The following is a 13,277-nucleotide window of genomic DNA, read 5'->3' on the forward strand; positions in this document are numbered from 1 at the left end:
TGTATTGCCTTCAAACCACCCAAGAAACGGAATCAACCATGTTCGGCGCAGACAAAGGAACAGCCAACCTGCTGGATGGCAAAAAACTCAGCATCGGCATTGTTCAGGCCCGCTTCAACGAAGGCATCACCAACGCGCTGTTTGCGGCCTGCCACGCCGAGTTGCTGGCACTGGGCGTGCAAGAGAAAAACATCAGCCACGTCACGGTGCCCGGTGCGCTGGAGGTGCCGGTGGCGCTGCAAGCCATGGCCGAGCGCGACGACTTTGATGCGCTGATTGCGCTGGGCTGCATCATTCGCGGCGAAACCTACCACTTTGAACTGGTGGCCAACGAATCGGGCGCATCGGTTTCGCGCCTGTCGCTGGACTACCAAATCCCCATCGCCAACGCCATTTTGACCACCGAAAACCTGGAACAGGCCGTGGCCCGCCAAACCGACAAGGGCCAGGACGCCGCTCGGGTGGCGGTTGAGATGGCCCATGTGCTGGAACACATCGGCTGAGGATGAACCTGGGCTGTGCACCCCCAACAGCTCGCCAGAACCCCATACCGGTTCGCCATAGGCCCACAACAACATGAACAACGCTCCCACCAAAACCCGCAAGGCCGCTGAAAAATCGACCCGCACACGCGCTCGCGAATTTGCCCTGCAAGCGATCTACCAACACATGGTGGGCCGCAACACGGCGAGCGACATCGACGCCTTCACGCGCGATCTCGCTGGTTTTCACAAAGCCGACAGCGTGCACTACGACGCGCTGCTGCACGGCTGCGTTGCAGAGGCCCATGCGCTGGACACCCTGATCACCCCGCTGCTGGACCGCCCGTTGGTGGAACTCTCGCCCATTGAGCGCGGCGTGCTGTGGATCGGTGTTTACGAGTTTCAACATTGCCCCGACGTGCCGTGGCGCGTGGTGCTCAACGAATGCATTGAACTCGCCAAGTCGTTCGGCGGCACCGACGGCCACAAATATGTGAACGGTGTGCTGCACCAGCTCGCGGCCCAATTGCGCCCGGTGGAAATGGCTGCGGCACCGGCCAAAACGGGTGGTCGCAAGTCCACGGTGGCTGTTGCGTCTGGCGCCACCGTGACGCCTGCAGCGGACGACCCTGCCTGATTGACGCTTGACCGACACAGCACCACCATGAGGATTGCCCAGCGGGCGCAGCGCGTCGAACCCTTCTACGTCATGGAATTGGCCAAAGCGGCTTCTGCCATGGCTGCTGCCGCACAGCCGGGCGACCGGCCCATGCTGTACCTGAACATTGGCGAGCCCGACTTCACCGCGCCCGCGCCGGTGCAGCAGGCGGCCGAGCGCGCCATCCGCGACGGCCGCAGCCAATACACACCGGCCACCGGCCTGCCCGCACTGCGCGATGCCATCAGCGGCTGGTACGCCACGCGCTTTGGGCTGGACATTGATCCGGCCCGCATCGTGGTGACCGCCGGTGCTTCGGCGGCCCTGCAGCTGGCCTGTCTGGCGCTCATTGAAGCGGGCGACGAGGTGCTGATGCCCGACCCAAGCTACCCCTGCAACCGCCAATTTGTCCAGGCGGCCGAGGGCACGGCGGTGCTTCTGCCTTCTGGCCCGGCCGAGCGCTTTCAGCTCAGCGCCGAACAGGTGCAGGCGGCCTGGGGTCCGGCCACGCGCGGCGTGTTGCTGGCGTCGCCGTCCAACCCCACCGGCACCTCCATTGCCCGCGACGAATTGGAGCGCATCGCCCGCTTCGTGCGCGAGCGCGGTGGCGTGACGCTGGTGGATGAAATTTACCTGGGCCTGAGCTTTGACGAGGCCTACGGCCACAGCGCCCTGGGACTGCCCGATGGCCTGGGTGACGAAGTCATCAGCATCAACAGCTTCAGCAAATACTTCAACATGACCGGCTGGCGCCTGGGCTGGCTGGTGCTGCCCCCGGCGCTGGAGCCTGCGGTCGAGCGGCTGGCCCAAAACCTGTTCATTTGTGCCAGCACCATCGCCCAACACGCCGCGCTGGCCTGCTTTGAGCCCGACACCCTGGCCGAATACGAACGCCGCCGCGCCGAATTCAAGGCCCGGCGCGACTACTTCATTCCCGAACTCAACCGCCTGGGCATCACCGTGCCCGTGATGCCCGACGGCGCTTTTTACGCCTGGGCCGACGTGAGCGCGTTGTGCGCACGCTGGGGCATTGCACCCCAGAGCAGCCCCGACGCGGGTGGCAGCTGGGCGCTGGCGTTTGAGCTCATGCAGCGCTGCCAACTGGCCACCACGCCCGGGCGCGATTTCGGCAGCGCCGACCCTGGGCGCTATTTGCGCTTTTCCACCGCCAATTCGATGGCGCAGTTGCGCGAAGCGGTGGCTCGGCTGGAGGCAGCGCTGTGACCCTTATCAGCACGCCAAGTCAGTTCACCTGGCCGGTGCGGGTGTACTGGGAAGACACCGACGCAGGCGGTATCGTGTTTTACGCCAACTACCTGAAATTTTTCGAACGCGCTCGCACCGAGTGGCTGCGTGCACTGGGCGTTGAGCAGCAAAGCCTGCGCGAGCAGGTGGGCGGCATGTTTGTGGTGACCGCCACGCAGGTGAAATACCACCGCCCTGCCCGGCTCGACGATGTGCTTTGGGTAAGCGCCCGCGTGCAAGAAGCCGGGCGTGCCTCGCTCACCATTGAGCAAAACGCGCGCCTGCAAGCCGCACCCACCGGTGGGGATGCACCCTTGCTCTGCGAGGGAATCATCCGCATTGGCTGGGTAGACGCCCGCACCTTGCGGCCACAGCGCATTCCAGCCGCCATTCTGGGTGCGCTCAACGCGTCTGCTTGAGCCTGGCGGCGCAAAAGCCCGCAACCTTTTCCGTTTCTCGAACTCCGACAGCCATGAACCACGATCTCTCCATTGTTCAATTGATGCTCAACGCGAGCTGGGTGGTGCAGGCGGTGGTCGTCTTGCTGGTGACGGTGTCCGTCATCAGTTGGGCGGCCATTTTCCGCAAGGTGTTCGCCATCCAGCGCGTTCGAGCGCACAACGAAGTGTTCGAGCGCGAATTTTGGTCGGGTGGCAATCTGAACGAACTTTATGCGGCTGCGGCACAAAGCGCCCGGCACGGCGGGCCCATGGAACGCATTTTTGCCAGCGGCATGCGCGAATACCAGAAACTGCGCGAACGCCGCATCACGGACAACAGCGCGTTGCTGGACGGCGCGCGCCGCGCCATGCGCGCCAGCTTCCAGCGCGAGGTGGATGCGCTGGAGGTCAACCTCTCGTTTCTGGGCACGGTGGGTTCGGTGGCGCCGTATGTGGGCCTGTTTGGCACGGTGTGGGGCATCATGCACGCCTTCACCGGCCTGGCCGCGCTGGCGCAGGTCACACTGGCCTCGGTGGCCCCTGGCATTGCCGAAGCGCTGGTGGCCACCGCCATTGGCCTGTTTGCGGCCATTCCGGCTGTGGTGGCGTACAACCGGTTTGCGCACGACATCGACCGCCTGGCCAACACCATGGAAACCTTCATGGAAGAGTTTTCCAACATTTTGCAGCGCAACCTGGGGGCCCAGTCCCCTGTCGGGCAATAAGCATGGCCGTCGTCTCCACCCGCCGCGCCCGGCGCACCAAGAATGAAATCAACATGGTGCCCTTCATCGACGTGATGCTGGTGCTGCTGATCATCTTCATGGTGACGGCGCCCCTGATCACGCCCAGCCAGATCGACCTGCCCAGCGTGGGCCAGGCCAACCGCACACCCGATGTGTATGTGGAGGTGCTGATCGACAAGACGGAGCGCCTGAAGGTGCGCATGGGCAAAGACAACCAGCCACCCACTGAGGTGGCGCTGGGCCAGCTGGTGGGCCGTGTGCAGGCGCTCAGCACCGGCACCGAGAACATGCCGGTGCTGGTGAGTGCCGACAAAAACGTGAAATACGACGCGGTGATGGAGGTGGTGCGCAGGCTGCGCGCCGCCGGTGTGCAGCGGGTGGCGTTGTCCACCCTCTGACACCGACCCAGACACCCCCAAACCCATGCAAACCACCGCCGACCACCTGAACCTGGCCCCGCCGCAACAAGGCCACTGGCTGGTGCCGTTGGGTCTGGCCCTGGTGGCGCACGGCCTGCTGGTGGCAGCACTCACCTGGGGCGTGGGCTGGCAGCGCGAAGCGCCACCGGTCATGTTTGAGGCCGAAATCTGGTCGCGCCAGCCACAGGTTGCGGCGCCCCGCGCGGTGGAGCCACCACCGCCGCCGCCTTCGCCGCCGCAAGAGCCTGTGCCCAAACCCCAACCGCTTGTGCAGCCAGCCCCACCGCCGCCCGGCCCCAGCGAGGCCGACATAGCCACCGCTCGGGCAAAGCAAAAGGCCGAAGCCGATAGAGAAAAAGCAAAAGTAGAAGCAGCCCAAAAAGCGGCGGCGGACAAGCTGGCCCAAAACCGGGCCGCTGCGGAAAAGGCGGAGAAGGCAGCGAAAGCGGCTGCAGACAAAGCCACTGCCGACAAGAAAGCCGCCGCAGAGAAAGAGCGGCAACAGCAACTGGCACAACAAAAGCGCGAGAAAGAACGTCTGGCGGAAGAAAAGCGCCTGGAAGAGCTGGCCGACAAAGAGCGACGCGACGCACAGATGCGGCGCATCATGGGACAGGCTGGCGCCAGCGGTGGGTCAACAGCCACCGGCACGGCGCAGCAGTCCAGCGGCCCATCGGCCGCTTATGGCGGGCGCGTGGCGGCGCGCATCAAACCCAATGTGGTGTTCACGGAAACCGTGAGCGGCAACCCCCGCGCCGAGGTGGAGGTGCGCACCCTGCCCGACGGCACCATCACCGCGCGGCGCATCGTCAAGCCCAGCGGCAGCCCCGCCTGGGACGAAGCGGTGCTGCGCGCCATCGACCGCACCGGCACCCTGCCGCGCGACACCGATGGCCGCGTGCCGTCATCGCTCATCATTGGGCTGCGCCCGCTGGACTGAGAGTGGGTAGCTGGGCGCTGAGCGCCCCAGCAAAAGCCTCAGCGCAACAGCAGCGTCGGAATGCGCGCAGCGCGCAGCAGATCGGTCGTTTTGCTGCCCATGAACAGGCTGCGCAGCGGCGAGTGGGTGTAAGCCCCCATCACCAGCAGGTCGATGCCCTTGGACTGGATGGCTTGGGCGATGACGGTCTCAGGGTCACCCGGCACCATCTGACCCACCACACCCAGCCCCGCCGCTTCCAGTTGGGCGGTGGCCCAGGCCATGTGCTTGGGGCCGTCTTGGCTGGCTTGACCGGCCATCAGCAGGTGCACCGGCAAACCGCGAAACAGCGGGCTGCCGGCCACCATTTCCACACCCTTGCGGGTGATGCTGCTGCCGTCAAAAGCGATCAACAGGCGCTCGGGCGCTTTGAAGCCCTCCGTCACGGTCAAGATCGGGCGGTCCAGCGCCCGCACCACCCGCTCCACGTTGCGGCCCAGATCGCGCTGGGTGGACTGCGCCGACTCGCCACGGCGGCCCAGCACGAAAAGACGCACGCCGTCTTGTTGCTCGTGCAGGGTGTCGTCCAGATGACCCAGGCGCTGGCGCACGTCCACCGTCTGCACACCGGCGGCCAGCGCGCGCTCGCGCAAGCGGTTCAAAAACAGCCGCCCCTGTTCGCGAGCGGCCTTGCTGCGCGCGGCATCGGCGGCGGCCAGCTCGCCCAGCAGGCTTTCTTGCGCATCGGGCGTGAGCGAACCGCTGTGGTCTTGGCTGGCGCTGGTTTCGGGGTGGCGGTCGATCACATGCAGCAGTTCCAGCGGCGTGGCCATGCGCTGCGCAGCCCAGGCGGCATAGTCGGTCACGTGGTCGGCAAAGGCAGACTGGTCCACACAGGCGAGAACTTTGTTGTCGGTGTTCATGCTGTCGATTCCTTTCAGTGGCCGGCCAGCAGGTCTTCTGCGCCGTCTTTGTCGTGCACGCCGAACTTGTCCACCAGGGTGCTGCTGGCTTCGTTCAGGCCGATGATTTCGACCTCGGTGCCTTCGCGGCGGAATTTAATCACCACCTTGTCGAGCGCACTGACGGCGGTGATGTCCCAAAAATGCGCACGGCTCACGTCGATGCGCACGCGCTCAATGACTTCCTTGAAATCGAACGCGTCGTTGAAGCGGTCGGCGGTGGCGAAGAACACCTGGCCGGTCACGGTGTAGGTGCGCAGGCGGCCTTCGTCTTCGGCCAGGGAGCGGATGCGCAACATTTGCCCCACCTTGTGGGCGAAAAAGAAGCCTGAGAGCAACACGCCGGTGAGCACGCCTTTGGCCAGGTCGTGGGTGGCCACGGTCACCACCACCGTGGCCACCATGACGATGCTGGAACTGGGCGGGTGCTCGCGCAGGTTGCGCAAAGAGGCCCAGCTGAAGGTGCCGATGGACACCATGATCATCACGGCCACCAGCGCGGCCATGGGAATCTGCTGGACCCAATCGCCCAAAAACACCACCAAAATCAGCAGCACCACGCCGGCGGTGAGTGTGGACAAACGCCCACGCCCGCCCGATTTCACGTTGATGACCGACTGGCCAATCATGGCGCAGCCCGCCATGCCACCAATAAAGCCACTGGCGATGTTGGCCACACCCTGGCCCACGCATTCGCGGTTTTTGTCGCTTTTGGTGTCGGTCAGATCGTCCACGATGGTGGCGGTCATCAGCGATTCCAGCAAACCCACCACCATCAGCGTGAGCGAGTACGGGAAGATGATTTTCAGCGTTTCCAGGTTGAGTGGAATGTCGGGTATCAGGAACACCGGCAGGCTGTCGGGCAATTCGCCCATGTCGCCCACGGTGCGGATGTCCATGTCCAACACGATGTAAACACCCGTGAGCACCACGATGGTGACCAGTGGCGAGGGCACCGCCTTCGTGATGTAGGGCAAACCGTAAATGATGGCCAGGCCGGCAGCGGTCATGGCGTACACATGCCAGGTGACGCCAACGGTCTGCGGGTTCAGCTCGGGCAATTGCGCCATGAAAATCAAAATGGCCAGCGCGTTCACAAAGCCGGTGACCACCGAGCGCGACACAAACCGCATCAACCGCCCCAATTGAATCCAGCCCGCAACCATTTGCAGCACGCCTGTCAGCACGGTGGCGGCCAGCAGGTATTGCAGGCCGTGGTCTTTCACCAGCGTCACCATCACCAGCGCCATGGCACCAGTGGCCGCAGAAATCATGCCGGGGCGCCCGCCCACAAACGCAATCACCACCGCAATACAAAACGAGGCGTACAAGCCCACCTTGGGGTCCACGCCCGCGATGATGGAAAACGCAATGGCTTCGGGAATCAGCGCCAGCGCCACCACCAGACCCGCCAGCAAGTCGTTGCGGACGTTGGCGGTCCAGTCCTGTTGAAAATTTTTAAACAATGTGATCACTCTCGTGTGCTGGCGAAACGCATCCGCTCAGGCATGGCCGTCAAGCCGAATAAAGCAATGTGGCTGGAGCTTGCAGCTCCAGAGAAAACCGACGTAACTGGAGCTTCCAGCTCCAAGGGGAACCGGAGCTGGAAGCTCCGGCTACTCAAACACAATCTCTGCCCGCCGCTCATGCGCCTGCGCCATCCAGCTGGCCAGGGCGGCGTCGGTGGGGAAAAACAGCGCGCGGTCGTCCAGCTGCAGTTCGCACTGCGCGCCGCTGCGCTGCAAGGCCAGGCGCACCGGCAAGCCACGCACCAGCTCGCCCTGCTCGGTTTCTTCGCGCTTGGGTGGGAATTCACGCACCAGGGTGTGCACCGCAGGCGCTGTGCCGTTCACCGCCACGCGCAGGTATTTGCCAAAGCGGCAGCGGGCCGAAGCCAAGTCCCAGATCTGCTGGATCTTCAGCCGCAGGCCGCCCGAGAAGCGGTCGGGCTGCGCCACCGCTTGCACGATGATCAACTCGTCGTCTTTGAGCAGGTTGCGGTGCAGGTTGATGAGGTTTTCGTCGGCGCTGATTTCCAGCACGGCGGTTTTGTCGTCCAGCTTGAACAACGCCAGCTTGCCGCGCTGGCCGTTGATGACGCGGAAGTCGGTCACGATGCCCGCCAGAATCACCGGGTCGCGGCTTTCCGTCACGTCTTCCAGCGCGGTGCGGGCAAAGCGGCGCACCTCGCGCTGCACCTCGTCAAACAGGTGGCCCGAAAAGTAAAAGCCCATCGCCGTTTTTTCCAGCGTGAGGCGTTCTTTCACACCCCAGGGCTCGGTGGCCACCAGCTCGGGCTCTTGCGTGCTCGATCCGTGGTCGTCGTCGCCGCCCATCATGTCGAACAGGCCGCCCTGGTTGGCGTTGGCCACGCTGGCGGCCGCGAAGTCAAAGGCGCGCTCCACCGAGGCCAGCACCTCGGCGCGGTTCGGGTGCAGCGAGTCAAAGGCACCGGCCTTGATCAGCGCCTCCACCGTGCGCTTGTTCAGCCGGGAGCGGTCCACGCGGCGACAGAAGTCAAACAGGCTCTTGAACGGCCCCGCCTCGGCGCCGTTGGGGCCATCGCCTCGGCCTTCGCGCGCCGCCACGATGGCGTCAATGGCCTGTTGCCCGGTGCCCTTGATGGCGCCCAGGCCGTAGCGGATCGACTTGTCGGTGATGGGTTCGAAGCGGTGAAAACTGCTGTTCACATCGGGCGCCTCAAACGAAATGCCCATTTTGTGCGCATCGTCCACCAACACCTTGAGCTTGTCGGTGTCGTCCATCTCCACCGTCATGTTGGCGCAGAAGAACTCGGCCGTGTAGTGCACCTTGAGCCAGCCGGTGTGGTAGGCCAGCAGGGAGTAGGCGGCGGCGTGCGACTTGTTGAAGCCGTAGCCTGCGAACTTCTCCATCAAGTCAAAAATCTCGTCTGCCTTTTCCTGGCTGATGTCGTTTTTGGCCGCACCGGCGCGGAAGATGGCACGGTGTTCGGCCATTTCTTCGGCCTTCTTCTTGCCCATGGCGCGGCGCAGCATGTCGGCCACCAGCGGGTGCGGGTACTCGATCACCACGCGCCCGTGCTTGCGCGCCACGAAGCTGGGAATCAGGTCCATAGGCCCGGGGCGGTAGAGCGCGTTCAGCGCAATCAGGTCTTCCAGGCGGCTGGGCTTGGCGTCTTTCAGCATGCCCTGCATGCCGCGGCTTTCAAACTGGAACACCGCTTCGGTCTGGCCGCGTGAGAACAGCGCGTAGACGCGCGCATCGTCCAGCGGCACGTTCTCGAAGCAGAAATCTTCCTGGCCTTTGTGGCGCTTGACAATGAACTCGCGTGCAATCTCCAGAATGGTCAGCGTGGCCAGACCCAAAAAGTCGAACTTCACCAGGCCCACAGCCTCGACGTCGTCCTTGTCGTACTGGCTCACGGCCGAGTCGCTGCCGGGCTGGGCATACAGCGGGGTGAAGTCGGTGAGTTTGCCCGGCGCAATGAGCACGCCACCGGCGTGCATGCCGATGTTTCGGGTCATGCCTTCGAGCTTCTGCGCCAGCTCGATCAGCGTTTTCACGTCGTCTTCTTTGCTGATGCGCTCGGCCAGCACCGGCTCCATCTCGATGGCGTAGTTGTTTTTGTCGCCTTCCTTTTTGGGGTTGGGCGGGTACTGCAGCGTGACCGACATGCCCGGCTTGTTCGGGATCAGCTTGGAAATGCCGTCGCAGAAACCGTAAGAAAAGTCCAGCACACGGCCCACATCGCGAATAGCCGCGCGGGCCGCCATGGTGCCGAAGGTGGCGATCTGGCTCACCGCGTCCTTACCGTACTTGTCCTTCACATAGTCGATCACCCGGTCGCGGTTGGTCTGGCAAAAGTCGATGTCGAAGTCGGGCATGGACACCCGCTCGGGGTTCAAAAACCGCTCGAACAGCAGGTTGTATTGCAGCGGGTCCAGGTCGGTGATCTTCAGCGCGTAGGCCACCAGCGAGCCGGCACCCGAACCCCGGCCCGGGCCCACCGGGCAGCCGTTTTTCTTGGCCCAGTTGATGAAGTCGCCCACGATCAAAAAGTAGCCGGGGAAGCCCATGTTCAAGATCGTGTTGATCTCGAATTCCAGCCGGGCCACATAGCGCGGACGCTCGGCGTCGCGCTTGGCCACGTCGGGGTAAATGTGCGCCAGCCGCTCTTCCAGGCCTTCAAACGACGACAGACGGAAGAAATCTTCCATCGGCATGGGCACGCCATCGATCAGCGGGGTGGGGAAGTTGGGCAGCTGCGGCTTGCCCAGCACCAACGTGAGGTTGCAGCGCTTGGCAATTTCCAGTGTGTTGGCCACGGCGCTGGGCACGTCGTGAAACAGCGCCACCATCTGCTCGGCGCTCTTGAAATACTGCTCGCGGGTGAAGCGGCGCACGCGCCGGCTGTTGCCCAGAATTTCACCATCGGAAATGCACACCCGCGCCTCGTGCGACTCGTAGTCGTCCGGCTCGGTGAACTGCACCGGGTGCGTGGCCACCACCGGCAGGTGCAAGCGCGCGGCCAGTTGCACGGCGGCGGTCACATGGCGCTCGTCGTCCACCCGGCCAGCGCGCTGCAGCTCGATGTAGAAGCGCTGGCTGAACAACGCCGCCAGCTTGCGAGCCACATCGGCCGCGCGGTGGGCATCGCCCTGAATCAGCGCCTGCCCCACCGGGCCGGCCTGCGCGCCTGAGAGCATGAGCAAACCGCCGTTGAGTTCTTCCAGCCATGCGCGCTGCATCAGTGCACCGCCCCGGCCGTCGTTGCGCGTCCAGGCGCGGGCCAGCAGCTCGCACAGGTTCAGGTAGCCCTGTTTGTCCTGCACCAGCAGCACCACGCGCGGGGCCGCTGGCTGGTGGCTGCCGGGCATGGCGTTGGGCGTTTCTTCGGTAAAGCCTTGCAGCATCACCTCGGCGCCCAGCAAGGGTTTCACCCCGGCACCGCGTGCGGCCTTGTAAAACTTGACGGCACCAAACAGGTTGTTCAGGTCGGTGATGGCCAGCGCAGGCTGGCGGTCGGCGGCGGCGGCAGCCACCACATCGTCGATGCGGTTGGTGCCGTCAACGACGGAAAATTCGGTGTGCAGGCGCAGGTGTATGAACATGCGGCCATTTTAGAAGGCCAAGTTCCGGTGATGCCCTGCGTGCCACGCAAAAGGATGGCCCCACACAAAGCACCGGCTTGCCGTGCGCAAATGGCTCAACAGCCCGTCTATTGCCCGCTGCTCGGTGTCAGCGCCTCTACCTCAAACCCCACCACGTTGCGGCTGTCGCGGCTGAATTCCACACCGATCAAGTGGATGGGTTCACCCCTTGCGCGGTATTTGTCGGCGTAACCTTTGTCTTTGATCTGCTGCAGCGCCTGGCCTTGCGGTGTCAGTTCCACCACCTTGAATTCGAACAGCAGCACCTCGTTGTTGAACAACACCGCCATGTCGATGCGTCCGTGGTTCGTGGTGTCTTCCAATCTGATGTCCAGCCCCAGCGCGGCAAAGTAGCTGTAGAAGATGCTGGCGTAATAGCCTTCAAATTGAGATATCTGGTTTTTGCGGTACCAGTCGTTGGGGATGCTGGCAAAGAAAGCATGGAACAGGTTTTTTAACCCGGCAAAGTCGCGTGCGGCCAGCAGGCGGTACAGGCGGCTGATGTGGGGACCGGGAATGGCCAGACCGCCGCTCAGGTGCTGCAGCAGGCTGTCGTTCAGGCTGGCCTGCACCTCCAGGTTGGGGTATTTGAGCGTGAGCTCCATTTGCCCGGGAATTTCCCAGACCGAATCAATCGTCAGGTAGCCCGCCTGGAACATCAGGGCTTCGACGGGAATGTTGTCCACATCGAAGGTGGAGAGCAGTTTTTCATGCGCCACCACCTGGCTCAGGTTGGGCGTGAAAAACTGCCGCTCGGCCAGCAATTGAATGAGAAAGGTGGGCGTGCCAGTTTCGAACCAGTAGGGTTTGAATTTGCGGTTGCGAAACAGCAGCAGCAAATCAAACGGGTTGTAAACGCTGGTGCCCAACCAGTTGTAGCCGTTGTACCAGTTGCGGATGTGTTCGCGGTCCAGACCAGGCAGCTCGGGCGCGAACACGGTGTCTACATCGGCATCGGTGTAGCCGCACAGAGCACTGTATTCGGGTGTCAGCGTAATGTCCTGTAGGTTGTTCAGACCCGAGAACAAACTGACTTTGCTGAATTTGCTCACGCCGGTCAGAAAGACGAATTTCAGGTGCGCATCGGCATCTTTGAGCACGGAGTACAGGTTTTTGAGCCCTTCGCGCATCGCCGTGGCTGCAGTTGTGTCTGTGATGTTGTCAAGAATGGGCTTGTCGTATTCGTCGATCAGTACCACAGCCCGCTGGCCGGTGCTGCGGTGGGCTTGGCGCAACAAGTCGGCCAGACTGCTGATGACATCGGTTTCAGCCACATCCGCAGGCAGCGTCAATCCCAAATCGAGACGGTTGACGCGCAGAATATCGACGATTCGCCGATCCAATTCGGCCCGGTTTTGCAACACCCCATCAGAAAAACTGATGCGAATAACCGGGTATTTTTTCGTCCAGTCCCACTGTGTTTCTGCCGCCAACCCCTTGAACAACTCCGCATGGCCCTCAAACAGCTCTTTCAGCGTGTCCAAAAATAGGCTCTTGCCAAAGCGGCGCGGACGGCTGAGAAAGTAATGGCTACCCTCTTCAATCAAGCGCATCGCATACGGGGTTTTATCGACGTAGTAACAACCTTCTTCGCGCAACTTGGCAAAGCCTTGGATGCCGATGGGCAGTTTCTGTTTCACGGCTGTCATAACGTCTCCACCTCAAAACCCACCACGTTGCGGCTGTCCTTGCTGAACTCCACGCCGATCAGGTGGATGGGCTCACCGCGTGCGCGGTATTTGTCGGCGTAGCCTTTGTCTTTGATCTGCTGCAGCGCCTGGCCTTGCGGTGTCAGTTCCACCACCTTGAATTCAAACAGCAGCACCTCGCCGTTGAACAGCACCGCCATGTCGATGCGCCCGTGGTTCGTGGTGTCTTCCAGGCGAATGTCCAGCCCCAGGGCGGCGAAGTAGCTGTAGAAGATGCTGGCGTAGTAGCCCTCGAACTGGGCCAGCTGGTTTTTGCGGTACCCATCGTGTGGGATGCCGGCAAACAGGGCCTGAAAAAGAGGCTCCATACCGGCGAGGTTGCGGGTTTGCAGCATCTCGATCAGCGCCAGCCGGGTGCTCAGGGCGTGTTGTTCGCTCAGGCCGTAGCCGGTGAGCAAGGCCATGTTCAGGCTGGACTCCACCTCGCGGTTGGGGTAGCCCAGGGTGTAGACCCAGTTGCCCAACAGCGGCTCGCGGCTGTCGTGGATGGTCAGGTAGCCGGTCTGAAACAGCAGCGCCTCCGCAGGAATGTGGTCCACATCAAAGGTAGACAACAGCTTTTCGT

At 62.9% G+C, this 13,277-nt stretch carries 12 protein-coding genes; 7 read left to right on the forward strand and 5 right to left on the reverse strand.

Annotated features, from left to right (window positions below; all coding sequences use genetic code 11):
* Nucleotides 1-38: 38 nt before the first annotated feature.
* From ribH to tolA, 7 genes are all read left to right on the forward strand, one after another.
* The gene (gene ribH / locus Q7J58_RS11825; protein WP_304827980.1) at nt 39-503 is read left to right on the forward strand and encodes a 6,7-dimethyl-8-ribityllumazine synthase; all 465 of its coding nucleotides are present in this window, start codon (nt 39-41) and stop codon (nt 501-503) included.
* A gap of 73 nt (nt 504-576) precedes the next feature.
* On the forward strand, nt 577-1,119 hold the full coding sequence (gene nusB / locus Q7J58_RS11830; protein WP_304827982.1) for a transcription antitermination factor NusB: 543 nt from the start codon (nt 577-579) through the stop codon (nt 1,117-1,119).
* A 27-nt stretch (nt 1,120-1,146) separates the two neighbouring features.
* Entirely contained in the window at nt 1,147-2,364 is a 1,218-nt protein-coding gene (locus Q7J58_RS11835; protein ID WP_304827985.1) for a pyridoxal phosphate-dependent aminotransferase, read from the forward strand.
* Nucleotides 2,361-2,804 (forward strand): tol-pal system-associated acyl-CoA thioesterase, encoded by a 444-nt coding sequence (gene ybgC / locus Q7J58_RS11840; RefSeq protein WP_304827988.1) that lies wholly within the window; start codon nt 2,361-2,363, stop codon nt 2,802-2,804. The genes Q7J58_RS11835 and ybgC overlap by 4 nt, the downstream gene beginning before the upstream one ends.
* Nucleotides 2,805-2,857: 53 nt before the next feature.
* Complete coding sequence (tolQ, locus tag Q7J58_RS11845; RefSeq protein WP_304827990.1) at nt 2,858-3,550, forward strand: protein TolQ; 693 nt, start codon at nt 2,858-2,860, stop codon at nt 3,548-3,550.
* 2 nt (nt 3,551-3,552) lie between these two features.
* A complete protein-coding gene (locus Q7J58_RS11850) occupies nt 3,553-3,969 on the forward strand; it encodes a biopolymer transporter ExbD (protein WP_304827993.1) in 417 nt (138 codons plus the stop codon).
* 25 nt (nt 3,970-3,994) lie between these two features.
* Entirely contained in the window at nt 3,995-4,930 is a 936-nt protein-coding gene (tolA, locus tag Q7J58_RS11855; protein ID WP_304827996.1) for a cell envelope integrity protein TolA, read from the forward strand.
* Between the two features lie 38 nt (nt 4,931-4,968).
* Here the strand turns inward: tolA and Q7J58_RS11860 are convergent, their stop codons facing one another.
* The 5 genes from Q7J58_RS11860 to Q7J58_RS11880 all read right to left on the reverse strand — a co-directional run.
* Nucleotides 4,969-5,832, reverse strand: coding sequence for a universal stress protein (locus Q7J58_RS11860; RefSeq protein ID WP_304827998.1), 864 nt, complete (start codon nt 5,830-5,832; stop codon nt 4,969-4,971).
* Between the two features lie 14 nt (nt 5,833-5,846).
* Nucleotides 5,847-7,337, reverse strand: coding sequence for a SulP family inorganic anion transporter (locus tag Q7J58_RS11865; protein ID WP_304828001.1), 1,491 nt, complete (start codon nt 7,335-7,337; stop codon nt 5,847-5,849).
* Nucleotides 7,338-7,487: 150 nt separating this feature from the next.
* Complete coding sequence (gene dnaE / locus Q7J58_RS11870; protein WP_304828004.1) at nt 7,488-10,964, reverse strand: DNA polymerase III subunit alpha; 3,477 nt, start codon at nt 10,962-10,964, stop codon at nt 7,488-7,490.
* A gap of 107 nt (nt 10,965-11,071) precedes the next feature.
* Nucleotides 11,072-12,652 (reverse strand): ATP-binding protein, encoded by a 1,581-nt coding sequence (locus Q7J58_RS11875; protein WP_304828007.1) that lies wholly within the window; start codon nt 12,650-12,652, stop codon nt 11,072-11,074.
* Nucleotides 12,649-13,277: PD-(D/E)XK nuclease domain-containing protein (locus Q7J58_RS11880; RefSeq protein WP_304828010.1), on the reverse strand; the 629-nt coding region annotated here is incomplete at its 5' end. The genes Q7J58_RS11880 and Q7J58_RS11875, both read right to left, overlap by 4 nt.

Origin of the sequence: Hydrogenophaga sp., assembly GCF_030656115.1 — a bacterium.
Taxonomy (GTDB): domain Bacteria; phylum Pseudomonadota; class Gammaproteobacteria; order Burkholderiales; family Burkholderiaceae_C; genus Hydrogenophaga.

Excerpts from the sequence above, each read along its gene's own strand:
- Q7J58_RS11875 (WP_304828007.1), bottom strand. The coding sequence starts at position 12,652 with ATGACAGCCGTGAAACAGAAACTGCCCATCGGCATCCAAGGCTTTGCC.
- nusB (WP_304827982.1), top strand. The coding sequence starts at position 577 with ATGAACAACGCTCCCACCAAAACCCGCAAGGCCGCTGAAAAATCGACC.
- tolA (WP_304827996.1), top strand. The coding sequence starts at position 3,995 with ATGCAAACCACCGCCGACCACCTGAACCTGGCCCCGCCGCAACAAGGC.
- Q7J58_RS11860 (WP_304827998.1), bottom strand. The coding sequence starts at position 5,832 with ATGAACACCGACAACAAAGTTCTCGCCTGTGTGGACCAGTCTGCCTTT.
- Q7J58_RS11835 (WP_304827985.1), top strand. The coding sequence starts at position 1,147 with ATGAGGATTGCCCAGCGGGCGCAGCGCGTCGAACCCTTCTACGTCATG.
- tolQ (WP_304827990.1), top strand. The coding sequence starts at position 2,858 with ATGAACCACGATCTCTCCATTGTTCAATTGATGCTCAACGCGAGCTGG.
- Q7J58_RS11850 (WP_304827993.1), top strand. The coding sequence starts at position 3,553 with ATGGCCGTCGTCTCCACCCGCCGCGCCCGGCGCACCAAGAATGAAATC.
- dnaE (WP_304828004.1), bottom strand. The coding sequence starts at position 10,964 with ATGTTCATACACCTGCGCCTGCACACCGAATTTTCCGTCGTTGACGGC.
- ribH (WP_304827980.1), top strand. The coding sequence starts at position 39 with ATGTTCGGCGCAGACAAAGGAACAGCCAACCTGCTGGATGGCAAAAAA.